Below are 24738 nucleotides of genomic sequence, written 5' to 3' on the forward strand. Positions count from 1 at the left end.
ATCGATGAAGAAAAAAAACCAGCTGTTGAGCGCCTTAGCGTTAAGTGTCGGGTTATCTCTCTCGGCCTCCTTCCCTGCCAGTGCGGCTCTGCCTTCGCAGGTGCCCGGACAAGAAGCCATTCCCAGCCTCGCGCCGATGCTTGAAAAAGTCCTGCCGGCGGTGGTCAGCGTGCAGGTGGAAGGGACCGCACGACAAAGCCAGCGCATCCCCGAAGAGCTGAAGAAATATTTTGGCGAAGAGGCGCCGGATCAGCAGGCTCAGCCGTTTGAAGGCCTGGGTTCGGGCGTGATTATCGACGCGGCTATGGGCTATATCCTGACCAATAACCACGTGATCAGCCAGGCCGATAAGATCAGCGTTCAGCTGAACGATGGCCGTGAGTTCGACGCAAAACTGATCGGCGGTGACGATCAAAGTGATATCGCCCTGCTTCAGGTGCAAAACCCCAGCAACCTGACCCAGATCGCCATCGCCGATTCCGATAAGCTGCGCGTCGGTGATTTTGCCGTCGCGGTCGGTAACCCGTTCGGCTTAGGCCAGACCGCCACCTCCGGGATTGTCTCCGCCCTGGGGCGCAGCGGCCTGAATCTCGAAGGACTGGAAAACTTTATCCAGACCGACGCCTCCATCAACCGGGGCAACTCCGGCGGTGCGCTGCTTAACCTGAACGGTGAGTTGATCGGCATCAACACCGCGATACTCGCGCCAGGCGGCGGCAGCATCGGGATTGGTTTTGCCATTCCGAGTAACATGGCCAAAACCCTGTCTCAACAGCTGATTCAGTTTGGCGAGGTTAAGCGCGGGCTGCTGGGCATTAAAGGCATGGAGATGAGCGCCGATATCGCCAAAGCCTTTAAGCTCAACGTCCAGCGCGGGGCGTTTGTCAGCGAAGTGCTGCCCAACTCCGGCTCTGCAAAGGCGGGCGTGAAATCCGGCGACGTTATTGTCAGCCTGAACGATAAACCGCTGAGCAGCTTCGCTGAATTACGTTCACGTATTGCCACCACGGAGCCTGGCGCTAAAGTGAAGCTGGGCCTGATCCGCGAGGGCAAACCGCTGACCGTGGAAGTGACGCTGGACAAGAGCACCTCCTCTTCCGCCAGCGCAGAACAGATCTCCCCGGCGCTCCAGGGCGCTACGCTGAGCGACGGTCAGCTTAAAAACGGCACGAAAGGCATTTCTGTCACTAACGTTGAGAAGAGTAGCCCGGCCGCACAGGCAGGTTTACATCAGGACGACGTGATTATTGGCGTGAACCGCACTCGCGTGCAGTCTATTGCGGAAATGCGTAAGGTGCTGGAGAGTAAACCGGCGGTCATTGCCCTGCAAATTATCCGTGGCAACGACACTCTGTACATTTTACTGCGTTAACCATTTGCGACTCCGGGCATCGCCGCTGCGTGTGATGTCCGGATAACTCATGTTATGCTGCAAACCGTCCCTTTTTTAACGACACACGCATCATGCTTTTAAAGCTCTTTCGTTCAATTGTCATTGGTTTGATCGTTGCCGGTCTGCTGCTGGTGGCTATGCCATCTTTACGCCAGTTCAACAAACTGTCGGCTCCCCAGTTCGACAGCACGGATGAAACGCCTGCGACGTACAATCAGGCGGTACGCCGTGCCGCCCCCGCCGTGGTTAACGTTTATAACCGCGGGCTTAACAGCTCCGCGCATAACCAGCTGGAGATCCGCACGCTCGGTTCCGGCGTGATCATGGATGACCGGGGTTATATCATCACCAATAAACACGTCATTAACGATGCCGACCAGATTATCGTCGCCTTGCAGGATGGCCGCGTGTTTGAAGCCCTGCTGGTGGGGTCGGACAGCCTGACCGATCTGGCGGTCCTGAAGATCAACGCCACGGGCGGTCTGCCGACTATCCCGATAAACCGCAAACGAACGCCGCACATCGGCGATGTGGTGCTGGCGATCGGTAATCCGTACAACCTGGGCCAGACCATCACGCAGGGGATCATCAGCGCGACCGGTCGAATTGGCCTGAACCCGTCAGGACGACAGAACTTCCTGCAAACCGATGCCTCGATCAACCACGGTAACTCCGGCGGCGCGCTGGTGAACTCCCTGGGTGAACTGATGGGCATTAACACCCTCTCCTTCGACAAGAGCAATGACGGCGAAACACCGGAAGGAATTGGCTTTGCCATTCCGTTCCAGCTGGCGACCAAAATCATGGACAAGCTGATCCGCGATGGCCGCGTGATCCGCGGTTACATTGGTATCGGCGGGCGTGAAATCGCGCCGATGCATACGCAGGGTGGGGGTATCGATCAGATCCAGGGGATTGTGGTCAACGAAGTGGCGCCCGGCGGCCCGGCGGCCAATGCGGGCATCCAGGTGAACGACGTTATCCTCTCCGTCAACGGCACGCCGGCGGTCTCTGCGCTTGAAACCATGGACCAGGTGGCCGAGATTCGACCGGGCTCCATTATTCCTGTTGAAGTCATGCGAAACGATAAGAAGCTGACGATTCAGGTCACCATTCAGGAATATCCGGCCACTAACTGACGTCCACAAAAAACCGAAGCCTGTGCTTCGGTTTTTTTTGCCGGGTGGCGCTTACGCTTACCCGGCCTGCTATGGGAGAGGACGTTTTACTTGTTAACGAACTCTTCGCCCAGCGTGATATCTTTCTTCAGCGTATCCAGCATGCCTTCCATCGCGTTTTGCTCAAACGCGCTCAGCGTGCCGATAGACTTACGCTCTTCAACACCGTTTTTACCCAGCAGCAGCGGCTGAGAGAAGAAACGCGCGTGTTCACCGTCGCCTTCAACATAGGCGCATTCAACAACGTCTTTTTCGCCCTGCAACGCGCGCACCAGAGACAGGCCGAAACGTGCCGCCGCCTGGCCCATAGACAGGGTTGCAGACCCGCCACCCGCCTTCGCTTCCACCACTTCGGTGCCCGCGTTCTGAATACGTTTAGTCAGGTCAGCCACTTCCTGCTCGGTGAAGCTCACGCCCGGGATCTGCGACAGCAGAGGCAGGATGGTCACGCCAGAGTGACCGCCGATAACCGGCACTTCCACTTCCGTTGGCTGCTTGCCTTTCAGCTCAGCCACGAAGGTATTGGAGCGGATGATATCCAGCGTCGTCACGCCGAACAGTTTGTTCTTGTCGTATACGCCCGCTTTCTTCAGCACTTCTGCTGCGATAGCAACGGTGGTGTTCACCGGGTTAGTGATGATACCGATGCACGCTTTCGGGCAGGTTTCAGCGATCTGCTGAACCAGGTTTTTCACGATGCCCGCGTTGACGTTGAACAGGTCTGAACGATCCATACCCGGCTTACGTGCAACACCCGCGGAGATCAGCACCACGTCGGCACCCTGCAACGCAGGACGCGCATCTTCACCGGAGAAGCCTTTAATTTTCACAGCTGTCGGGATGTGGCTCAGGTCAACCGCCACGCCTGGGGTTACCGGAGCAATATCGTACAGGGAGAGTTCTGAGCCTGAAGGCAGTTGGGTTTTCAGTAGTAGGGCAAGCGCCTGGCCGATACCACCAGCAGCGCCGAGGACTGCGACTTTCATCCTAAACTCCTTATTATGGTTAACTTAAGTATCTGTAAATCCGTTGCGGCGACCATAATTCAGCACGTCATTAATTACAATTTTCATCGCTAAAGAATTTGAGGTCGCACGTCTTTCGCCTTCACCTGAATGCTATCAGGCTGTGGGCAACAACGTATTAAGAGGGGGTTACAATACACCCTGCCACGCCACCAAAACAACATCATTTTGATAACATTTAATTTACTTTTAAGCTTATTTGCGCGGCGTGACCCAGGCATGTTTTCCGATAACGAAATCTGATAAAATCACTCCCTTTCATAACATTATTTCAGCCTGGCGCCAGGTAGATAATTTGCATAAAAATTCATCCACATGCATAATAATGTTGTTTCTTTCGTCATATTCCGGGTGACTTATGCGAAGCTCGTCTAAGCAAGAAGAATTAGTAAAGGCGTTTAAAGCGCTACTCAAAGAAGAGAAATTCAGTTCTCAGGGAGAAATTGTTCAGGCGTTGCAGGAACAAGGCTTCGATAACATCAACCAGTCGAAGGTCTCCCGCATGTTAACCAAGTTTGGTGCGGTGCGTACGCGCAACGCCAAAATGGAAATGGTTTATTGCCTGCCTGCTGAACTTGGCGTCCCGACAACCTCCAGCCCGCTGAAGAACCTGGTTCTGGACATCGACTATAACGATGCCGTGGTTGTGATCCACACCAGCCCAGGTGCCGCACAGCTGATTGCTCGCCTGCTGGACTCGCTGGGTAAAGCTGAGGGGATCCTCGGCACTATCGCCGGTGATGACACCATCTTTACCACCCCGGCAAATGGTTTCTCGGTGAAAGACCTCTACGAAGCGATTCTGGTCCTGTTCGAACAGGAGCTGTAATTGCCTGCCCCGTAGCGCACGGCTACGGGGATCATTCTGCTGTTGCCTCGTTTTTCCCTGCTTTCCACTGCCTGCTGCTTTTGCAAATAGTGCTTTTTACCGCCTGTTAACATTCAGCCAGTGGATGATTTGCTGCAAAATCGCACTAAAAATCAAATTCATCTATCAATATGATTTTAAATACAAAAATGGACAAATATCGCCTTGCCATACCCTTTTTTATGCACTCACGTTATAAAAATCGATTTTTTTAATACGTGATAACAAGTGAAACCATTAGTCTGGTATTAATTTTTTGAGTGATTAGTGTATACTTGATTTTGTGATGAGGGTCACAGAACAAAGACCCCAGTAGAATAATTGACGAGGTAACCGATCATGAAAATTAAAAACACTGTTGCTGCCCTGAGCGTACTCTCTGTCCTGTCATTCGGTGCGTTTGCGGCCGACGCCATCAATGCCGAACAGGCACAATCCCGTCAGGCTATCGGGACGGTTTCTGTTGGTGCCATCGGCGCATCTCCGATGGACATGCACGACATGCTGAACAAAAAAGCGGAAGAACAGGGTGCATCATCCTATCGCGTAATTGAAGCACGCAGCGGCGACCACTGGCACGCTACGGCTGAACTGTACAAATAAACCCTCGTCGTATCTCATCATACGACTTGCCCCTGACCTCCCGGTCAGGGGCTTTTTTATGACTGACGCACATTGAAACGCAGTTGCCCTTCCAGCTCCTCCTCCGCTTCATCAAACAATAAAATCAGTGCGCCAAAGCGTCTGCGCAGCTTTTCAGGCAGATGGGTAAACTCGATTTCCAGCGGTAACGGCAGCCTGTCGCCGGTCACCACATCCCACAGCATATCAAGGTTGCTTACGCTGTCCCGCTCCAGGTCGAACGCCCGAATAAACTCGCGGTAGAAGTCTTCCTGACTATCAATTTCGTCAAAATCAAAGGTATAAATTTTCATTGCCAGCCACCCGGTACAGGCGGGCGGCAGATGCCGCCCTGTCTATTATAATCCCCCGATATGCAGGGTTTTAACTTCCAGAAACTCCTCAAGCCCCAGCACGGACCCCTCGCGTCCCAGCCCGGACTCTTTTACTCCCCCAAACGGGCCCAGTTCGGTCGATACCGCACATTCATTAATCCCGATCATGCCGCTCTCAATGGCCTGTGAGACGCGGAACACCCGCGACAGATTCTGGGTATAGAAGTAGGCTGCCAGCCCGTAAGGCGTATTGTTCGCACGCATCACGACTTCGTCTTCCGACGTGAAGCGGAAGCAGGCGGCAACGGGTCCGAAGGTCTCCTCTTCCGCCAGCTTCATGCCTTCATGGCAGTCACCGAGGACGGTGGGCATCCAGTAGTTACCGCCAAGCTCATGCGGTTTACCGCCGGCCAGCACCGTGGCGCCCTTCGCTACCGCATCTTCGACGTGCTCACGGACTTTATCAACAGCCGAAGGCTCAATCAGCGGGCCGACAACGACGCCCTCGTCCAGGCCATTACCCACCTTCAGCGCCTTCACCGCATCAGCAAGTTGATTAACAAACTTGTCGTAGACCGTCTCCTGAATATAGAAACGGTTTACGCTGACGCAGACCTGCCCGGCGTTACGGAACTTATTGGCGATGGCGCCTTTAACGGCGGCCTCAATGTCCGCGTCCTCAAAAACGATATACGGCGCATTACCGCCCAGCTCCATCGACACCTTTTTCATGGTGTCTGCGGAATTGCGGACCAGCGTTTTCCCGACGGCAGTTGAACCGGTAAACGAGATTTTGCGCACGTCATGGCTGGCCATAATGGCGTCGCTAATTTCAGAGGTGCTCCCCGCGACCGCATTCAGCACACCATCCGGCACGCCGGCCTGCTTCGCCAGCGTCAGCAGCGCAAAGGCGCTCAGCGGCGTGTTGTTTGCAGGTTTGATCACGCCGGTACACCCCGCTGCCAGCGCCGGGCCGAGCTTACGGGTGAGCATGGCCATCGGGAAGTTCCATGGTGTGATAGCGGCAACCACCCCGACAGGCTCCCGGGTGGCCAGGATACGGGAGCCGGGTTTAACCGGAGGGATAATTTCGCCGTTGGCACGCTTGGCCTGCTCGGCAAACCACTGAATGAAGCTGGCGGCATACTCTACTTCGCCCTCAGCTTCTTTCAGCGGCTTGCCCTGCTCGGTGGTCATCAGCCTTCCGAGCCAGCTTTTATTCTCAATAATTAGTTCGTACCAGCGATAGAGGATCGCAGAACGCTCTTTTGCCGTTTTTGCGCGCCATGCGGGAAAGGCTTTCGTCGCGGCCGCAATAGCCTCTTCGGTTTCGGCTTTACCTGCTTTCGCTACTTTTGCAATGACCTCGCCCGTGGCCGGGTTTAGCACATCAAACGTGGTGTCGAGTGTTTTCCAGATACCGTTAACCAGATACCCGGTCTGAAAAAGCGTACTGTCCTGAAGAGCCTGGGTTGTCATGTGTCCTCCCTTCCTGAATGTTTGAACCTACAGGAATAAGTATAGCCACAAAAAAACCGACGCTTTTGGCGTCGGTTTTCTCTTCGTTAGCTGTCCGTCAGCGCGTTCTGGTAGCGGTGCAGCATAAATACCAGCCGCTCAACCGGCTCGGTAACCTGCGGCGGCGCTTCCCAGATCCGCAGTTTTTCCTGGTAGATATCCAGCTCTTCCAGCAGTTGCTTAAAGTAGCGGCGACGTTTGTCATCGCTGGATGCCGATATCACGTGGTCCGCCGTGCGCCGTAGCTGGCGGTGGAAGGCGGACAAATCGTCGTTAATCGGCACCGGCGCGTTCCGCAGACGCTGGTGCGCGATAATCATGGTCAATGCCAGGCGGAAACGGGCGACATCGCCCGGGAATTTGTTCAGCAACAGGAACAGCTGCTGGTAAAGAGCCGGCAGGTGGTTCTCCTTGCGTCGTGCGGTATTGGTAGTCAGGGACGAAACGGCGGCCGACACAAACTGATTCAGCAGCACACGCCCTGTTCGCGCCCGGGAGTTATCCCGCACCAGCAGGATGACCATCATCGCCAGGAAACAGCCCACCAGCTGGCCTAATGCGCTGTCCAGGAACTGGCTGAAATGGAAGGTCATCGGGTTATCCAGCACAATGATGTTAATCGTACTCGCCAGAGCGCCTAACGATCCCAGTCGGCGTTTTTGTACCTCTATCCCGATAAAGAACGCCATTACCGCCAGGCTGATGCAGAGCAGAAGCATGCTTTGCTGTGTCGAGGGGATAATCACCAGGAAATAGAGCGCGCCAATCGGTAACGCCGCAATGGTACCGTACAGGAAATCGATAGCGACCATGCGCGGGTTGGGCAGACGCATTGCCAGCGCGGTCACGACGGCAATCATCACCATCGCGCCGCTACCGGACGTCCAGCCGGTCCACAGCCAGAACAGCGTGCCGAGTATACAGGCCAGCGTGGTACGCCAGAAGTTGACCATCGCATGATGACGCTCGGCGGATTCCGGTTTAATGACCACTTCGCCCTGTAACACCTCTTCTTCCGCCGCACTGATTTTGGTGTTGCCAATCACGCCGCGTTTCAGAAGCAGGTAGCGCGTTGCGGCGCCAACCCAGGTATAAATGGTGACTGGCGTGTCACGCTCTCCCGTCCAGGCAATCACGCGGCGCATGCGTTTAAGCTGTCGATGCACGTCCTGCACTGTCTCCACAGGCTCATCAAACAGTTCGCGGAAGGTATCCGTTACCGCTTCGGGGCGAGTGTTCTGAATCAGGTAGGTTTCACACGCCTGGGTGATCAGCGTTAACGAGACGGTATTGATCGCTTTCAGGCGCCGATTGGCGCGCTCCCAGCGGGAAGACTCCATGTTGAGGTTACTGCGCATCCCTTCCAGCGCCTGCGTGCGGCGCACCAGCCCGCTCCAGGCCTTGTCGACCTCTTCGCTGTCACCGTGCTTAATGCACAGCTGCATGAGCTGGTACTGGGCAACGATCAGCGCGTCCAGCTCACGATCCACTTCCTGCTTAATAGAACGCGGAGAGAAAAGCAGATCGGCGACAATCGCGCAGACGATACCAATCACAATCTCGCTGCAACGTTCCACGGCGAACTGCGGGGCGAGCAGCGGATCGGTCTGGATGGTGATGATAATAATCAGCGCGGTATATCCCGCCAGGCCCCAGGCGTACGAGTTCTCAACCTTCACAAGGGAGGAGACCCAGGTACAAAAACCCGCCCAGATACAGCACACGATCAGCATCAGCAGCGGCGTGCGGATCATCAGAATGATAATGGTCAGGGCGGCGATACAGCCGATAAAGGTCCCGATAATACGCAGCATCCCGCGATAGCGGATGGCCCCGGAATAGGGTTCGCCACCCGCCGCGAAGGCGGGACCGGCGGCAACAATCGCGGCGGTCAGAACGGCCCAGCGCGGCGTTTCAAGCTGGAAATGGAAGCCAATAAACAGCGCCAGCACAATGGCGCATGCCAGCTTCACGGCGAAGCGGATGTGCTGGCTGGCGATGGAAAAAATGCCCATAGCGATCAACCAAACTCGCGCAGGCGATGGGCGATTTGACGGAAGATGGAGTCCTGGCTGGCATCACGGTCTTTTTCACCGGTGATCACCACCGTCGCCGTGGTGCCTGCGGGCCAGAGGTTGCTCTGCTGCTCGTCCAGACGAATGCGCACCGGTACGCGCTGCGCCAGGCGAACCCACTCAAGGTTGGAATCGACGGTCGCCATCCCTTTGTTATCTACCGTACTGCTGGAGTTGGTCACCCCCGCGGCAACGCTGTCCACGGTCCCTTTCAGGACACGGTTGCTGCCGAGCGGCGTGATTTCAGCGCGATAGCCCGGACGCACGCCTTCCAGCTTGGTCTCTTCCATATAGGCGAGGACGTAGAAGGAGTTTTGTTTCACCAGCGCCACGGCGGTTGAGCCGCGCGTGATAAACTCACCGGCATAGACGTTAAGGTTAGTCACCCAGCCATCGGACGGGGCGCGGATCACGGTACGTTCCAGATCGAGCTTCGCCAGATCGCGCGTCGCCTGAGCTTTTGCCAGCTGGTGCAGCACGGTTTGCAGCACGTTATTGGACTGGTCAATCTCTTCCCTGGACATGGCCTGGATGCCCAGCTTGTTACGGCGTCCTGCTTCACGGCGTTTTTCAGAGGCCAGCGCGTTGTAATACGCTACGTCGGCTTCTGCTTCTTCAAGGGCTTTTTGATAGCGCGGCTGGTCGATGGTGAACAGCACCTGATCTTTCTTCACCAGCTGGTTATCGTGAACGTTGACCGCCGTAATAAGACCGGCAACATCGGGCGCTATTGCAACCACCTCCGCGCTGAAACGCGCATCGCGCGTCCACGGCGATTCGGTGTAATAGACCCAGGCGCGAAAAATAGCGATGAACGCCAGGATGACCAGCGCCATAGTGATGGCAGTGCGGGAGATTTTTCTTGTTAGCGTTTTCACATCAACCTCAGACAAACATGCGCGATATTAAATAGAACAGGCAGCAATACAGCGCGGTATTAAACAATGCAGGATGCCAGACGAAATCATAAATCCCGGTAGGGACCAGCACCTTGCGCACCAGCCAGAAGATCGCCAGTGATAAAAGAAGCTCGAAAAATATCGGTGGGAACGACAGACCGAACACCACGATAACGGGAAACAGACTCATGTTGACCTTGATTATAGAGAGTGCAGGCTACTGGATTGTTAAGCTCGCGCCGCCGCAGGAGGGCAAGAAATGCCGGGCGAGAGTGGCGCAGCCGTTATGTAATTAATAGTATATTAACGTAACTGTTATGCTGTTATCTATCATATGTGATCTAAATCACTTTTAAGCCAGAGTGAATAATGGAACGACTAAAACGCATGTCGGTGTTTGCCAAAGTTGTCGAACAAGGCTCTTTTACCGCCGCAGCACGTCAGCTACAAATGAGCGTCTCATCCATTAGCCAGACGGTGTCAAAACTGGAAGACGAGCTTCAGGTGAAGCTGCTCAACCGCAGTACCCGCAGCATCGGGCTGACGGAAGCGGGTAAAATTTACTATCAGGGCTGCCGTCGAATGCTGCATGAGGTGCAGGATGTTCACGAGCAGCTTTATGCCTTTAATAACACCCCTATCGGCACGCTGCGCATCGGGTGTTCTTCAACTATGGCACAAAATGTTCTCGCTGCCATGACGGCGGAAATGCTGAAAGAGTATCCTGGCTTAACCGTCAATCTGGTGACGGGTATTCCCGCACCGGACCTGATTGCCGATGGGTTAGACGTGGTGATCCGCGTTGGCGCCTTGCAGGACTCGAGCCTGTTCTCGCGTCGGCTGGGCAGCATGCCGATGGTGGTCTGCGCCTCAAAGAGCTACCTGGCACAGTATGGCGTGCCGGAAAAACCCGCCGACCTGAGCAACCACTCGTGGCTGGAATACAGCGTGCGCCCGGATAACGAATTTGAGCTGATCGCGCCGGAAGGGCTTTCCACCCGGCTGCTGCCTGAAGGCCGCTTCGTGACCAACGATCCGATGACCATCTCGCGCTGGCTGGTGGCCGGGGCCGGTATCGCCTACGTGCCGCTGATGTGGGTGATCAACGAGATCAACAGCGGCGAGCTGGAGATCCTGTTCCCGCGCTACCAGTCGGATCCGCGCCCGGTTTACGCGCTGTATACCGAAAAGGACAAGCTGCCGCTGAAGGTGCAGGTCTGTATTAACTATCTGACGGACTATTTTGTGGAAGTGGCGGAGCTGTTTCAGGGCATGCGGGGAAGAAGGAAAGAGTAGGCCTTCCCCCTCACCCCGGCCCTCTCCCCGTTGGGAAGAGGGTTAGGGTGAGGGGAAAATGAAAAATTACGCCGTACCGCCCACGGTCAGGTTATCAACCTTCAGCGTCGGCTGGCCGACGCCTACCGGCAGGCTCTGGCCCTCTTTGCCGCAAACGCCCACGCCGTTATCCAGCTTCAGGTCGTTACCGACCATGGAAATCTGCTGCATGGCCTCAATGCCGGAACCAATCAGGGTTGCGCCCTTCACTGCTTTAGTCACTTTGCCCTTCTCAATCAGATACGCCTCTGAAGTCGAGAAGACAAATTTGCCGGAGGTGATATCCACCTGGCCGCCACCAAAGTTCGGCGCGAAGATACCGTAATCAACGGATTCGATAATCTCCTGCGGCGTGGATTTACCCGGCAGCATGTAGGTGTTGGTCATGCGCGGCATCGGCAGGTGCGCGTAAGATTCGCGACGACCGTTGCCCGTTGGCGCAACGCCCATCAGACGCGCGTTGAGCTTGTCCTGCATGTAGCCTTTCAGGACGCCGTTTTCGATCAGCACGTTGTACTGACCCGGCGTGCCTTCATCGTCGATAGAAATCGAGCCGCGACGGTCAGGCATGGTGCCATCATCGACCACGGTACACAGCTCAGAGGAGACAAGCTGCCCCATCTGACCGCTGAATACAGACGTACCACGGCGGTTGAAATCGCCTTCCAGCCCGTGACCGACCGCTTCGTGCAGCAGCACGCCGGGCCAGCCTGCGCCCAGCACAACCGGCAGCGTACCGGCGGGTGCCGCCACGGCAGACAGATTAACCAGCGCCATGCGCACGGCTTCTTTTGCCCACGCATCCGCGCGCGCTTCGCCGTCAACGTCGCCGAGGAACCAGTCATAGCCAAAACGACCGCCGCCGCCGCTTGAGCCGCGCTCGCGCTTGCCGTCGTCTTCCACCTGCACGCTGATGGAGAGACGCACCAGCGGACGCACGTCGGCGGCCAGCGTACCGTCCGTTGCTGCCACCAGGATCAGCTCATAGACGCCGCTCAGGCTGGCGGACACTTCCTGCACGCGTTTGTCGGCGGCGCGGGCCACTTTGTCCACGCGACGCAGGATGTCCAGCTTCTCTTCGCGGCTCATGCTTTGCAGCGGGTCGATGCTGGTATAGAGCGCCGAATGCTGCACTTCGCCCAGGGTTTTTACGCGGCCGTCGCCCGCGTCGCGCACGATGGTGCGTGCGGCCTGCGCGCTCTGCTCCAGCGCGGCCAGGCTTATCTGGTCGGCATAGGCAAAACCGGTTTTCTCGCCGCTCACGGCGCGCACGCCGACGCCCTGGTCGATGTTATAGGAGCCATCTTTAATGATGCTGTCTTCTAAAACCCAGGATTCGTGATAGCTCGACTGGAAATAGAGATCGCCGTAGTCGAGACGGCGTTCGGTCAGTTGACCAAGAATGGAGAACAGGTCCTGATGGCTCAGGCCGTTCGCTGCGAGCAAATGTTCACTTACCAGGTTCAGACTCATCGTATTGCTACTCGTTCGTTGCCGCCCGTGGCGGTGTAAAAATCGTATTTATTGAGAGTGAGGCAATTACCTGCCCACGTCAAATCATTGCTGTGCTTCTTTGCGCGGCTGGCGCAGCACCTCATTAATCTGCGGTTTATCGATTGGGCCCGTAATGCGGTAGCGCAGAATCGAGACCTTACTCCAGAGCGGCCCCAGCACTTTGCTGGCGGCAAATACCGCCGCACCGACAATCGGGTTAACCACAAACGCCGTCGCCACGCCCACGGTAGCGGAAATCTCCGGGGCAACGACCGCTTCCATATCCAGTTCACGACGCACCAGATCCACCGAGCCTTTCATGGCGATATCCGCCTCCAGGCCGTCCAGCAGCGTATCGTCAGTATGCATCACGCCGTCCTTGATCCAGGCCGTTCCGCGAATGGAGTCATAATAGAAACCGTCGTTGAAGGTATCGCTGAAATCGAAGCGCAGCTTGCGCAGCAGCGCGTCAAAGCTCAGCAGGCGCAGTATTTGCCCCGCATGGCCGGTGCTGACATCGGCAATTTGTCCCTTACCAAAACGGGTTCTGAGAATGCCGTTCAGCGTGGCGACGTCCGGCTGCCACGGCGCCGCACGCCAGTGCAGATCGTAATTCACATCGAATGACGATCCCCGAAGCGGCGTACTGATGCCGAAGAAGTTAGCCGCCGCATCCAGCTTGCTGCCTTTGATATCGCCTTTCAGGGAGGTGCGCTGCGCGCCCGGCTTATTCACCCATTCCCCGGCGGCGGTCAAACGGCCAAAACCGGTATCCACCAGACCACCGGTAAGGCTCAGCGTCGTGCCCTTGATGGCGACATCTCCGTCGATACGGCCATATTTTTGCCCCCACAGCCAGCACTCCGCACAGCGCAGCTGGAGATCGGGCCAGCCGCTGAAATCAACGCGCGATGTCTTGCTGAGGGGCGAAGCGGCCGTCGGCTGTTTTTCAGCCACGGCAAAGGTCGGGTTGTAATAGAGGTAGCGGATCGCCGCCTGCCACGGCGCGTTATCGCGCATCGTCAACGTGCCGTTAATTTCACGGCCCTGAGCCTCAACCTTTGAGCCGTTAGCCGTCGGCCGGGAAACGATGCTCAGGTTGTTCCACCGCTGCCCACCCAGCGTCAGCGCAGGCGTACGTAAGGTAATGGCCTGCGGGAACTGCGCCGTTTGATCGACGTTTTGCCCGACACCTTTCTGGAACAGCGCCAGCCACTCTGCGCCATCCATCGCCGGCAGATTCAGCTCGATGCCCGCCTGCTCCGGCAGCGGTGGCGTGGTACGGCTGTCCGTCGTCCAGATCGCCCTGTCCAGCGTCAGCTTGCGGTTAAGCAGCCAGCGGCTGTTAAAGTGGTTTGTTCCGCCAGCGTTACCGGTTACGTCAAAGCCGTTGAGGTTACCGTCTACGTTAACGTTGACAGGCAGCGGCTCGCCGCTTTTCTTATTCAGAGGGGCGGGCAGCTGGCTGCTGAGATTTTTAAGATCGCCCGTGATGTCGACCTTATACCGCGCGCCGGAGTGATAAGGCAGGTCGATGGCCACCTTGCCATTCCACGACACCGCGCCATCCACCGCGTTCTCAACCGGCTTCGGCAGGACATTCATGCGTGACGGCTGCCAGTTCGCGTCCATATTTACCGCCACCTGGTAGGCTTTATCACCCTCTGTGGTGGAGAAATCGATATTGACGGGTTGATTGAACCAGGTCGCTTTCAGCGGCTCACTTTTCAGATTGCCGTTAACAAAGCTGAACTGACCGCTGAGGTTTTTCAGCGTACTGTCCAGCGGCTTGATATAGAGGCTGTTGTTATTAAGGCGAACGTCGCCTTTGGCGGTGGTCATTTCCCCGTCGAGCGGGATATCCAGATGTAAGCGAGCATTCACATCGCCATCTAGCTGCAACTGCTGAAGGGTGGCCGCCAGAGAGTCATTCAGCGGCGTATCTTCAAAATACGGACCAACCGCATTACCCGGCCCCTTAATATCCGCATCAATCAGCAATTTCTCTTTCGAGTAATCCGGGATGTTTGCGGTCAGGTTGCTCGCCGTCACGCCGCCCAGCGCCACGCTGTCCGTCTTCATCCACAAGCCGTCATTGAGGAAGTTGAGTTCGATATCGAGATTTTTCAGCGCGGGCCAGTCCGGCTGGAAGGCATAGGTGGCGTTGCGCAGCGGCACCAGAACCTGGAACTGACCTTCGTTATGCTTATACGGGAACAGGTGCGGGTTGCCGCCGTAGACCAGCGTGGCGTTATCCGCCTGACCGCCCTGAATGGCGCCGCTGAGATAGTCCACCAGCGCTTTCCCCATCAGGTTCTCCGGGAAGTAGCGCCACGCCTGCGAGCCGTCATCCGTGCTGATGCCTGCCAGGATACCCAGCCACGGCTCATCGCCTTCAGGCTGTAGGTAACGGAAATTGCCGCGGGCATGCACCGCCCTGGCTTTTACATCGATATCGCGGCCATCAAGCTGAAAACCTTTGTCGTTCTTCAGCCAGTTGAGGGTGACATTACCCTGCGCGATCTCCAGCGGCGCACGAAAGACCGTTTCGTACGGCATTTTGGCATCCTGCATTTCTGCCGTCAGCCTGCCGTTTTCCACGCTTCCTTCCAGCTTGCCGCTGAAGTGCTCAGCGCCCGGCAGCAGTTTCCACTGTTTCCAGGCGAGATTTTTCCATGCCGCCTGGAAGCGCGTTTTTTCCGTGGCCTGAAGCGGAATATCCAGCGCCAGACGGTTTATCTGCCCGCTCGGCTGCGTCGCCAGCCAGATGTCACCCAGCTCCGGGGAGAGTTTTGCGGCCATTGAACGCAGGCCCTCGATCGCCGTCAGGTCCAGGTTACTGGCGCGGATACGCAACTCGTCGCTGCGTTTACCGTTTACCCCGCCGACGTCCTGCTCCGGCATCCACGCCAGCGTCAGCGCGCCGCTTGGCCAGGGTTTGTTGTCCATAGAGATGCGCGTATCCGGAATAGCGAACTGCCAGCCGCCTTTTTCCTGGGTTACATGGGCGGTGAGGTTATCGACCGAAAGCTGATGCTGATGGTTTTCGCCCTTCCAGCTCGCGCCCCCCTGCTTGAGCCAGATATCACCGCTGGCGAACGCCCCGTTCGTCAGGGTCATCCAGCCTTCGAGACTGAAACGCGCGGTTTCCAGCTGCATGTTCTGCTGGATCCACTCGCCAAGCCACGGCTTCACGTCCACATCGTCCGCCTGCAACCACACGCGGCCATTGTTCAGCAGGCCATTGTCGTCGCGCAGATCCATCCGCACCTGCATCACGCCGTGCTGCCCGTTCAGGCTGGAGAGATTTACCTGCCCCTCGGCGCGGTGGCGATCTTTTCCGTTTAGCCAGGTCAGCTGTGGGATCGCCAGCTCGGCGCGCTGCCCGGAAAGGGTAATAAAGCTGATTTCGCTGTCGCGCAGATCGAAATGATCGAACTGACGCAGGAAGAGATCGCTGATACGGCTGGTTTCCAGCCCCCGATCGCCTTCGCCGCTTTGCAGCGGCGTATTGGTCTTTAGCTGAAGTTGCCAGAAGGTGAGATCGCGAAACTGCCAGCGCAGATGCAGCAGGCTTTGCCAGACATCCAGCGCCAGGGTAACGCGTTTGATTTTAAGGTGACCGCCATCTTTCAGGCTGGCGCTGATATCCCGCGCATCAAGCGTCGGGCCAAAGGTCTGCCAGCTTGCCTCGATATGGCTCACGTCTAACGGCAGGCCGGTGGTGGACTCGATTTTCGCCAGGATCTGCGGACGCCAGCTGTCAAGATGCGGCAAGACGAGACGCAGCCCGCTCACGAGCAACGCGACAATCACGACCAGCGTTGCCCCTGTAAGCAGTAAAATCCCCGGCAATCGCCTCACGCGTCTCTCCTTGTCAGCCTTTAATCTCGCAGCGAACTGCGTTTACATCATTACGACGTCAAACTGCTCCTGGTTATAGAGCGGCTCAATCTGCACTTTTACCTGTTTGCCGACAAAGATTTCCACTTCCGCCAGCGCGTGCGACTCTTCCCCTTTCAGGGCCTCCGCCACCGCAGGGGAAGCATAGACCAGAAAACGGTCGGAGTCGTAGGCATGATGGACGCGGACAATCTCACGCATGATCTCGTAGCAGACCGTCTCCACCGTCTTTACCGTTCCGCGTCCATGGCAGGTTGGACACTCGTTGCAGAGCACGTGTTCCACGCTTTCGCGGGTCCGTTTCCGGGTCATTTCCACCAGCCCCAGCTGGGAGAAGCCGTTGATGCTGGTTTTCACGCGATCTTTACTCAGCGCCTGCTCCAGCGAGTGCAGCACGCGACGGCGGTGATCTTCATTATTCATATCGATAAAGTCGATGATGATAATGCCGCCCAGATTGCGCAGGCGAAGCTGGCGCGCGATGGCCTGCGTCGCTTCGATGTTGGTGTTGAAGATGGTGTCATCGAGGTTGCGATGGCCGACAAACGCGCCGGTGTTGATATCCACGGTGGTCATCGCTTCGGTCTGGTCGATAATCAGATAACCGCCCGATTTCAGCTCAACCTTACGCTCCAGCGCGCGCTGGATTTCGTTTTCAACGTCATAGAGGTCAAATATCGGCTGGCGTCCGGTGTAATGCTCCAGCAGCCCCGGCATTTCCGGAATGTACTCGGCGGTAAACTCCAGCAGGGCTTCATACGTCAGGCGGGAGTCCACACGGATGCGGTCAAGCTGCGCATCGGCGAAATCACGCAGTACGCGCTGAGCAAGCGCCAGCTCGCCGTACAGACGGTAGCGGGTCTGGTTGCGTTTTTTCCGCTCCATCACCTTGGTCCAGACGCGCTTCAGGTAGGCCGCATCCGAGGCCAGATCGTCTTCGCTGATCCCTTCCGCCGCGGTACGAATAATAAAGCCGCCCTGCTCGTCGCAGTAGGCGCTCACGACTTTTTTCAGGCGCTCGCGCTCGCTTTCGCTTTCAATACGCTGTGAAACGCCAACGTGCGACGCGCCCGGCATAAACACCAGATAGCGTGAAGGCAGGGTGATGTCGGTGGTCAGACGCGCGCCTTTGGTGCCCAGCGGATCTTTCACCACCTGCACCATCAGATCCTGGCCCTGACGCACCAGCTCAGAGATGTCGCGCACGGCAAACTGCTTTTGCTCTTCGCCAGCCACGCATTCGGTGTGCGGCATGATATCGGAGGCATGTAAAAACGCCGCCTTATCGAGCCCAATATCTACAAAAGCCGCCTGCATACCCGGTAGTACACGACTGACACGACCTTTGTAGATATTGCCTACGATTCCGCGTCGCGCTTCACGCTCAATATGAATTTCCTGAAGAATGCCACCATCAATGTAGGCCACACGGGTTTCCGAGGGCGTTACGTTTACCAACAATTCAGCCGTCATAATTATCCCTTCCCTCACGCAGTGAGTTAAAATTACTCAGCAACTCATACGTTTCCACCAGCGGTAAGCCGACTACGGCGTGATAGCTGCCATTTATCTTCCTGACAAAACAGCCACCCAACCCTTGAATACCGTATGCACCTGCTTTATCCATCGGTTCACCGCTGGCGATATAGCCGGCGATCTCCTCGTCGGTGAGGACTCTGAACGTCACTTCCGTTACCACCAGGCAATCCAGAACGTACTGGCTGTCCGCCAGCGCCACCGCCGTCATCACCTGATGCGTTTGTCCGGACAGGTTGCGCAGCATCTGCGCCGCATGGTCTGCGTCACGGGGTTTCTCAAGCACTTCACCCTTGAGAATGACGATGGTGTCCGCACCCAGCACCGGTAAGTCACGCGGCACGCATGCGACGCCCGCCTGCGCTTTTTCACGCGCCAGACGAGAGACGTACTGCTGAGCGCTTTCGCCCTCAGCACGTTTTTCTTCAATGCCGGTAACGATGCGTTCGAAGGAGACACCCAGCTGCGCGAGCAGTTCCTGGCGACGCGGAGAACCGGAGGCAAGATACAGAGACGTCATAGAAACCTTTTATTGCACGGCAAACTGCTGGCGAATTTTACGCATCAGCAGGAACAGCCACGGCCAGAGCACACCGTTTACTACACTACTCCAGAACACTTCCGGTCGGAAAGAGACGTTGATCACTAAAAACTCTGCCCAGAAAACAACGATATCCGCAGCGAGCGACAACAACATCACCACCAGCGCCTGTTGCCAGAGCGCAAGGTTACGAAAGAGCTGGAATTTGAGTGCGACGAGGTACGCAATAATGCTCATGGATAAGGCGCGTACGCCAAGCGTAGAGCCGCTGATGAGATCCAGTATGGCACCCATCACAAAACCCGTGCCGACATTTACGCGGTGCGGCAGGGCAAGGATCCAGTAGAGCAAAATGAGCAAAACCCAGTTTGGCCGGAAAACAAGAATGTCGTCCGGCCAGGGCATAATTTGCAGCAACAGTGCAACGAGGAATGAGAGCCAGATTACCCAGCGTCCCTGGCTACGATAACTGGCCACTACTGCCCTCCACCCGAGACTTGCGGCGGCGGTGGCGCATCCGGTAGCGGCTGCGTTAACCCTGTCGCCGGAGCCGGTACGGGCGCAGGTGGCCCCATCGCATCCGGCGCAGGCAGCACCTGCGGCATCATCTGCATCAGGCGTTCGTTCGCGACGCGATGCACATCTTCCGGCGTCATCGGGTTCGCACCGTTACGATCGGCTCCCCACAGCAGCAGCAGGTAACGTAAACGCTGCAAGCCCGCCGTTGGACGCGCCTGGATTACGGTGTAAGCACGCTGAGTGTCGAGCTTCACGGATGAGACCACCGCAACCGGGTAGCCTTCAGGGAAACGACCGCCCAGACCGGACGTCACCAGCACGTCGCCCACGCGGATGTCCGTGTTGGCTGGCAGATGTTCAAGCTGAAGATCGTCCGTACAGCCATTGCCGGCAGCAATCACGCGAATGTCGTTACGCAGCACCTGAATCGGCAGCGCATGGGTAGCATCGCAAATCAGCAGCACGCGGCTGGTCAGTTTGGCAACCGCAACGACCTGGCCCACAACGCCTTTATCGCTGATCACAGGTTGACCTTCGTATACGCCGTTCACGCTGCCTTTATCAATCACCACCTGATCGCTGTAGGGATCGTTTACGGTGGAAATCACCTGGGTGACCATTTTCTGTTCATCCTGGCGCAGCGGCGAGCCAAGCAGTTCACGCAGGCGTGCGTTTTCCTGCTTATATTGCCCCAGCATCAGCAGCTCGCTGTTTTTCAGCAGCAGTTCCTGGCGTAACGCACGATTTTCAAGTTCGAGCTGGTCACGCGATGAAAGCGTTTGCGACACGGAGTCGAGCAGTTCACGGGGACCATTTGAAATAAAGTAGAAAGGACTGACGGCGGTATCCATGTACGTTCGGATCTGGCTGAACGTACCGAGGCGGCTATCGGCAATAATGACCCCGAGCGCCACCAGAACCGCCAGGATCAGGCGAAACTGTAGCGACGGGCCACGGCTAAAAATTGGCTTCATAGGCTATGCGTATTCTCGCGTCAGAGAGAAAGGGTAGCAAATTGCTACCCTCTCACACCCGACTACTCTTCGCTAAACAAGTCGCCGCCGTGCATGTCGATCATTTCCAGCGCCTTGCCACCACCACGGGCGACGCAAGTCAGTGGATCTTCTGCAACTACGACAGGAATACCTGTCTCTTCCATTAACAGGCGGTCGAGGTTACGCAGCAGCGCACCACCACCGGTCAGCACCATACCGCGCTCGGAGATATCGGAAGCCAGCTCAGGCGGGCACTGTTCCAGCGCAACCATCACCGCGCTCACGATGCCGGTCAACGGCTCCTGCAACGCTTCCAGGATTTCGTTAGAGTTCAGGGTGAATCCGCGCGGCACGCCTTCAGCCAGGTTACGGCCGCGAACTTCGATCTCGCGTACTTCGTCACCCGGATAAGCAGAACCGATTTCGTGCTTGATACGCTCTGCGGTTGCTTCACCGATCAGAGAACCGTAGTTACGGCGAACGTAGTTGATGATGGCTTCGTCGAAGCGGTCACCGCCGATACGTACGGAGGAGGAGTACACCACGCCGTTCAGGGAGATGACGGCCACTTCGGTAGTACCGCCACCAATATCCACCACCATAGAACCGGTTGCTTCAGAAACCGGCAGACCCGCACCAATTGCCGCAGCCATCGGCTCTTCAATCAGGAACACTTCACGCGCGCCGGCACCCTGAGCGGATTCACGGATCGCGCGGCGTTCAACCTGGGTTGCGCCAACCGGCACACACACCAGCACGCGCGGGCTTGGGCGCATGAAGCTGTTGCTGTGAACCTGCTTGATGAAGTGCTGAAGCATTTTTTCGGTCACGAAGAAGTCAGCAATAACGCCGTCTTTCATTGGGCGGATCGCGGCGATGTTGCCCGGCGTACGGCCCAGCATCTGCTTCGCATCATGACCTACTGCGGCCACGCTTTTTGGCGAGCCGGCACGATCCTGACGAATGGCCACAACGGAAGGCTCATTCAATACGATGCCTTGTCCTTTTACATAAATAAGGGTATTCGCGGTACCCAAGTCAATGGACAGGTCATTGGAAAACATGCCACGAAATTTTTTCAACATACTAAGGGATAATCCTGAAAGCTGGGGCGGAAAACAAAATCCGCTTACTTTACCAACCACACGCAGCAGCGACAAGGCGCAAAAATCGTCTGCTACGGTGAAAATTAGTGCAGCACGTTTCCTTTGTTACAAATTCATCCCCTGAATCCGTCAGGGCTGAGTAAACAGCAGCGTCCCTCACTTTCACTTGTAACCCATTAAAGGTCGTTCACTGGCTTTTATGCTCGTCTTACTCAAAGCTACAGGCGCGATATTCTACGTGAAAACAAAGTAAACGGCAGGTCAAACAGAGTATCTTTGCAAATATTTTTTCACATTGGTGTCAAGGGGCTGTGAGGCCGCAAAAAAATCCCCCTGACCGCCCGCTACACCGCGCTCTTTCAACATCTGCCATTCACTGCGTGAACGTACGCCTGTGGCAAATACCTGCGTTTGCGTTCCTTTGCACGCTTCCACCAGGCTCTGTACCAGCAGCTGGTTTTCCGTGCGTTTTTCAATCGTTCTGACCAGACCAGGATGCAGCTTCAATAATTCTACATCCAGCTCTTTGATCCAGCTGGTGCTCACCAGCGTCAGACCCGCCTGGGTGACGGCCACACGAGCCCCAAGCGCATTGATTAAACGTACCACCGGACGTAACCGGCTGATGTGTTGACCTACATCTGCCTCTGCAAGTTCAAAAATAATGCGTTTGCGTTGCGATTTTTCGCACTGCATTAACGTGTCGCGTAACCAGCGCTGGAAGCGCGGACGAATCAGCGACTCGACGGTCACCTGTAAAGCCAGATTTTCCTCAGGCCAGTACGATAAAAACGGGATGAGGCGGGTGATTTGCTGGCGGTCATACTCTTCGGATAAGCCAAATTGCAGCACCATCGGCAGATATTCCGCCGAGATAACCTCTTCGGTGCCATCAAAAATACGGCACATCAGCTCACGGTGATGAACATGGCCATTCTTCATGACCGCCGGTTTTTGATAGATACGCGGTCCACCGCGGCTCAGCATCTGTTCAATCAGGGTTCGCCAGCGCACGTTGCCGCGCCCTTTCTCCGGCAGCGTATCATCATAGACCGCCCAGCCGTTCGCGCCCTGTAATACGGCGTTACGCGTAGCCGCTTCCGCATGTTCCATCACCTGCTCCGTCGACTGGCCGCCGCGCCAGGCACAGATGCCCATATGCACCATGTCGTCTCTGTCGAGCATTTTGCTCTGCGGCAGCGCATCAACGGCTTTCAGCAGCTGGCTGGCGATACTCTCGGACTCCTTTAAGGTGCGATGCGGCAGCAAGACGGCAAAGTCACTGCGGTGGTAGCGCGCCAGCAGCGCGCCGGGGTAGCGCATAATAAAGGTGGACAGCAGGTTAATCAGGGTGAAGAGATTCTCTTCCGCCACGCGCTGTCCCCAGGTATCACGAAGCAGATCGAAGTCCGGCAGGCGAATCATCATCACCACGCCGTGCGTGCCTACCTTTTCGGGGTCATCAAGCAGCGTAGCCAGCTGATTATCAAAGAAGAGACGGTTGTTAAGGCCCGTTTTGTTATCCTGCGCGGCGTAGGAGCGGATCAGCGTGTCCATACGGCTACGCTGGTCGCTGGCAAACTGGATTTCGGAGAGCAGCACGTCCAGGGCGCTACTGGTGCGCGACGGCCATTCATACACCGATCCCCGCACCTGCGGCCCCCGCTCGCCATTGAGTATCCGCACGGAGCGTGTTTCCAGCAGTTCCTGGCCGGAAAGCTGACGACGCTGCCAGCGAACGGCGAGGAAAATGAGCAGTACGATAAAGGCAACGGCGATGGTTAAAGGTGCGGTGGTCATGAGCGAGCGTAAATAGTTGCTCATCGGATCCTGGTACATCATATGGATCGTCATACCAGGGTGTTTAAGCGAATGGACCGTTACGTCCCGATACTGTTCTACCGTGCCGGCAGGACGATAGCTGCCCTGGCGGGTATGGCTGAAAACGGTCTGCTTCCCCTGTTTAATCTCGATCCGCACAATATCCACAGGCACCATTAACTCATCCAGCTCACGCGAAAGCGCCGGGAAGGGTGTGGTGATCAGGCGGGTGTCGATAACCGATGCAACCGATTCAACACGGTTAACCAGCTTATCCTGGATGGCATTATAAAAGCTCAGCGAGCAGCCGATCAGCGTGACAATGATGGTCAGCCCCGTCAGCAAAGTGATAAAAGCTGAGAACTTCGTCGTTAATCGCATCCTTGAGATTACTCCGTGGGTTGAAGGGGTCGCAAGTGAGCGCTAACTTGCATTTCAAATGCGGCATACTACCAAACCTGGTGTATCTGGCAATTTATTGCGTTACATCGGCACGGTGTTTCACTGAGCGAGTATAGTCTTCAGAACATATTTTCCCATTACTAAACCTGGTGAGGACCCCCTATGCAGGCTTTGATTTTAGAACAGCAGGACGGCAAAACCGTTGCCTCGGTGCAAACCATTGAGGAGAGCCGCCTGCCGGAAGGCGACGTGACCGTGGATATCGACTGGTCCAGCCTGAACTATAAAGACGCACTGGCCATTACGGGGAAAGGTAAAATCATCCGAAATTTCCCGATGGTGCCCGGAATCGACTTTGCAGGCCGCGTGCATACCAGTGAAGATCCGCGCTTCCACGCCGGACAGCAGGTCCTGCTCACCGGCTGGGGGGTGGGTGAAAACCACTGGGGCGGGCTGGCAGCACAGGCGCGCGTAAAAGGTGACTGGCTGGTCCCGATGCCGAAAGGCATGGACGGCCGCAAAGCGATGATCGTCGGCACGGCGGGCTTCACCGCCATGCTGTGCGTCATGGCGCTGGAAGAGGCCGGGATCCGTCCTGACTCCGGCGAAATCGTCGTCACCGGCGCAAGCGGCGGCGTGGGCAGCACGGCCGTCACGCTGCTGCACAAGCTGGGATATCAGGTCGCCGCCGTCTCTGGCCGCGAAAGTACGCATGATTATCTGCGTCAGCTGGGCGCAAACCGTATTCTGAGCCGCGACGAGTTCGCCGAAACCCGCCCGCTGGAAAAACAGGTCTGGGCTGGCGCGGTCGATACCGTCGGCGACAAAGTGCTGGCGAAAGTGCTGGCGCAAATGAACTACGGCGGCTGCGTGGCGGCCTGTGGGCTGGCGGGTGGTTTTGCCCTGCCGACGACGGTGATGCCGTTTATTCTGCGCAACGTGCGCCTTCAGGGCGTCGATTCGGTTATGGCTCCAGCCGAGCGGCGTGCCGAGGCCTGGGAACGTCTGGTCCGCGATCTGCCGGCCTCGTTCTATGAGCAGAGCGCCACGGAGATTACCCTGAGCCAGGCGCCAGAGTTCGCGAATAAAATCATGGACAACCAGTTCCACGGTCGTGCGCTGGTCAAAATTGCCTAATCTTCAAATTTTCGTGACATATTCGCGCTAACCCGCC

At 56.6% G+C, this 24738-nt stretch carries 20 protein-coding genes; 6 read left to right on the forward strand and 14 right to left on the reverse strand.

The features are described from left to right. The first annotated feature begins 4 nt into the window (after positions 1-4). Positions 5-1372, forward strand: coding sequence for a serine endoprotease DegQ (gene degQ / locus E0L16_RS17300; protein ID WP_131637534.1), 1368 nt, complete (start codon positions 5-7; stop codon positions 1370-1372). 92 nt (positions 1373-1464) lie between these two features. Then, complete coding sequence (degS, locus tag E0L16_RS17305) at positions 1465-2532, forward strand: outer membrane-stress sensor serine endopeptidase DegS (protein ID WP_003860430.1); 1068 nt, start codon at positions 1465-1467, stop codon at positions 2530-2532. An 86-nt stretch (positions 2533-2618) separates the two neighbouring features. On the opposite strand, the gene mdh is transcribed toward degS, so the two are convergent. Continuing rightward, complete coding sequence (gene mdh / locus E0L16_RS17310) at positions 2619-3557, reverse strand: malate dehydrogenase (protein ID WP_006812159.1); 939 nt, start codon at positions 3555-3557, stop codon at positions 2619-2621. A gap of 397 nt (positions 3558-3954) precedes the next feature. Between mdh and argR the strand changes: the two genes are divergently transcribed. Together argR and yhcN are read left to right on the forward strand one after the other, a co-directional pair. Next, positions 3955-4425 carry a transcriptional regulator ArgR gene (gene argR, locus E0L16_RS17315; protein ID WP_003860428.1) on the forward strand — a complete coding sequence of 157 codons (471 nt, stop codon included), beginning with the start codon at positions 3955-3957 and terminating at the stop codon, positions 4423-4425. 378 nt (positions 4426-4803) lie between these two features. Next, entirely contained in the window at positions 4804-5067 is a 264-nt protein-coding gene (yhcN, locus tag E0L16_RS17320; RefSeq protein ID WP_063451005.1) for a peroxide/acid stress response protein YhcN, read from the forward strand. A gap of 56 nt (positions 5068-5123) precedes the next feature. Here yhcN and E0L16_RS17325 read toward each other — a convergent pair whose 3' ends face one another. From E0L16_RS17325 to aaeX, 5 genes are all read right to left on the reverse strand, one after another. Next, positions 5124-5399, reverse strand: a complete 276-nt coding sequence (locus E0L16_RS17325; protein ID WP_063451004.1) for a barstar family protein — start codon at positions 5397-5399, stop codon at positions 5124-5126. 45 nt (positions 5400-5444) lie between these two features. Then, a complete protein-coding gene (locus tag E0L16_RS17330; RefSeq protein WP_131637536.1) occupies positions 5445-6899 on the reverse strand; it encodes an NAD-dependent succinate-semialdehyde dehydrogenase in 1455 nt (484 codons plus the stop codon). 86 nt (positions 6900-6985) lie between these two features. Next, positions 6986-8953 (reverse strand): p-hydroxybenzoic acid efflux pump subunit AaeB, encoded by a 1968-nt coding sequence (aaeB, locus tag E0L16_RS17335; protein ID WP_102751339.1) that lies wholly within the window; start codon positions 8951-8953, stop codon positions 6986-6988. Positions 8954-8958: 5 nt separating this feature from the next. Further along, positions 8959-9891 (reverse strand): p-hydroxybenzoic acid efflux pump subunit AaeA, encoded by a 933-nt coding sequence (aaeA, locus tag E0L16_RS17340; RefSeq protein ID WP_063451239.1) that lies wholly within the window; start codon positions 9889-9891, stop codon positions 8959-8961. A gap of 7 nt (positions 9892-9898) precedes the next feature. Beyond that, a complete protein-coding gene (gene aaeX / locus E0L16_RS17345) occupies positions 9899-10102 on the reverse strand; it encodes a p-hydroxybenzoic acid efflux pump operon protein AaeX (protein ID WP_003860416.1) in 204 nt (67 codons plus the stop codon). Positions 10103-10281: 179 nt separating this feature from the next. On the opposite strand from aaeX, the gene aaeR reads away from it, so the two are divergent. Further along, positions 10282-11208 (forward strand): HTH-type transcriptional activator AaeR, encoded by a 927-nt coding sequence (aaeR, locus tag E0L16_RS17350; protein ID WP_063451001.1) that lies wholly within the window; start codon positions 10282-10284, stop codon positions 11206-11208. Between the two features lie 66 nt (positions 11209-11274). On the opposite strand, the gene tldD is transcribed toward aaeR, so the two are convergent. The 8 genes from tldD to csrD form a co-directional block, all read right to left on the reverse strand. After that, positions 11275-12720, reverse strand: a complete 1446-nt coding sequence (tldD, locus tag E0L16_RS17355) for a metalloprotease TldD (protein ID WP_063867539.1) — start codon at positions 12718-12720, stop codon at positions 11275-11277. An 84-nt stretch (positions 12721-12804) separates the two neighbouring features. Continuing rightward, complete coding sequence (yhdP, locus tag E0L16_RS17360) at positions 12805-16605, reverse strand: AsmA2 domain-containing protein YhdP (protein WP_112791871.1); 3801 nt, start codon at positions 16603-16605, stop codon at positions 12805-12807. A gap of 42 nt (positions 16606-16647) precedes the next feature. Next, positions 16648-18117, reverse strand: a complete 1470-nt coding sequence (gene rng / locus E0L16_RS17365; protein WP_063450998.1) for a ribonuclease G — start codon at positions 18115-18117, stop codon at positions 16648-16650. Then, the gene (locus E0L16_RS17370; RefSeq protein WP_063450997.1) at positions 18107-18700 is read right to left on the reverse strand and encodes a Maf family protein; all 594 of its coding nucleotides are present in this window, start codon (positions 18698-18700) and stop codon (positions 18107-18109) included. The genes rng and E0L16_RS17370 overlap by 11 nt, the downstream gene beginning before the upstream one ends. A gap of 9 nt (positions 18701-18709) precedes the next feature. Then, a complete protein-coding gene (gene mreD, locus E0L16_RS17375) occupies positions 18710-19198 on the reverse strand; it encodes a rod shape-determining protein MreD (protein ID WP_003860402.1) in 489 nt (162 codons plus the stop codon). After that, positions 19198-20214, reverse strand: coding sequence for a rod shape-determining protein MreC (gene mreC / locus E0L16_RS17380; RefSeq protein ID WP_003860400.1), 1017 nt, complete (start codon positions 20212-20214; stop codon positions 19198-19200). Before mreC ends, mreD begins: the two co-directional genes overlap by 1 nt. Before the next feature lie 62 nt (positions 20215-20276). Beyond that, on the reverse strand, positions 20277-21320 hold the full coding sequence (gene mreB, locus E0L16_RS17385) for a rod shape-determining protein MreB (protein WP_000913396.1): 1044 nt from the start codon (positions 21318-21320) through the stop codon (positions 20277-20279). Positions 21321-21602: 282 nt separating this feature from the next. After that, positions 21603-23543, reverse strand: coding sequence for an RNase E specificity factor CsrD (gene csrD, locus E0L16_RS17390; RefSeq protein WP_131637538.1), 1941 nt, complete (start codon positions 23541-23543; stop codon positions 21603-21605). 183 nt (positions 23544-23726) lie between these two features. Between csrD and acuI the strand changes: the two genes are divergently transcribed. Further along, entirely contained in the window at positions 23727-24701 is a 975-nt protein-coding gene (gene acuI / locus E0L16_RS17395; RefSeq protein WP_063450994.1) for an acrylyl-CoA reductase (NADPH), read from the forward strand. Positions 24702-24738 lie beyond the last annotated feature (37 nt).

The sequence above is a fragment of the Enterobacter quasihormaechei genome, from assembly GCF_004331385.1.
GTDB classification, from domain to species: domain Bacteria; phylum Pseudomonadota; class Gammaproteobacteria; order Enterobacterales; family Enterobacteriaceae; genus Enterobacter; species Enterobacter quasihormaechei.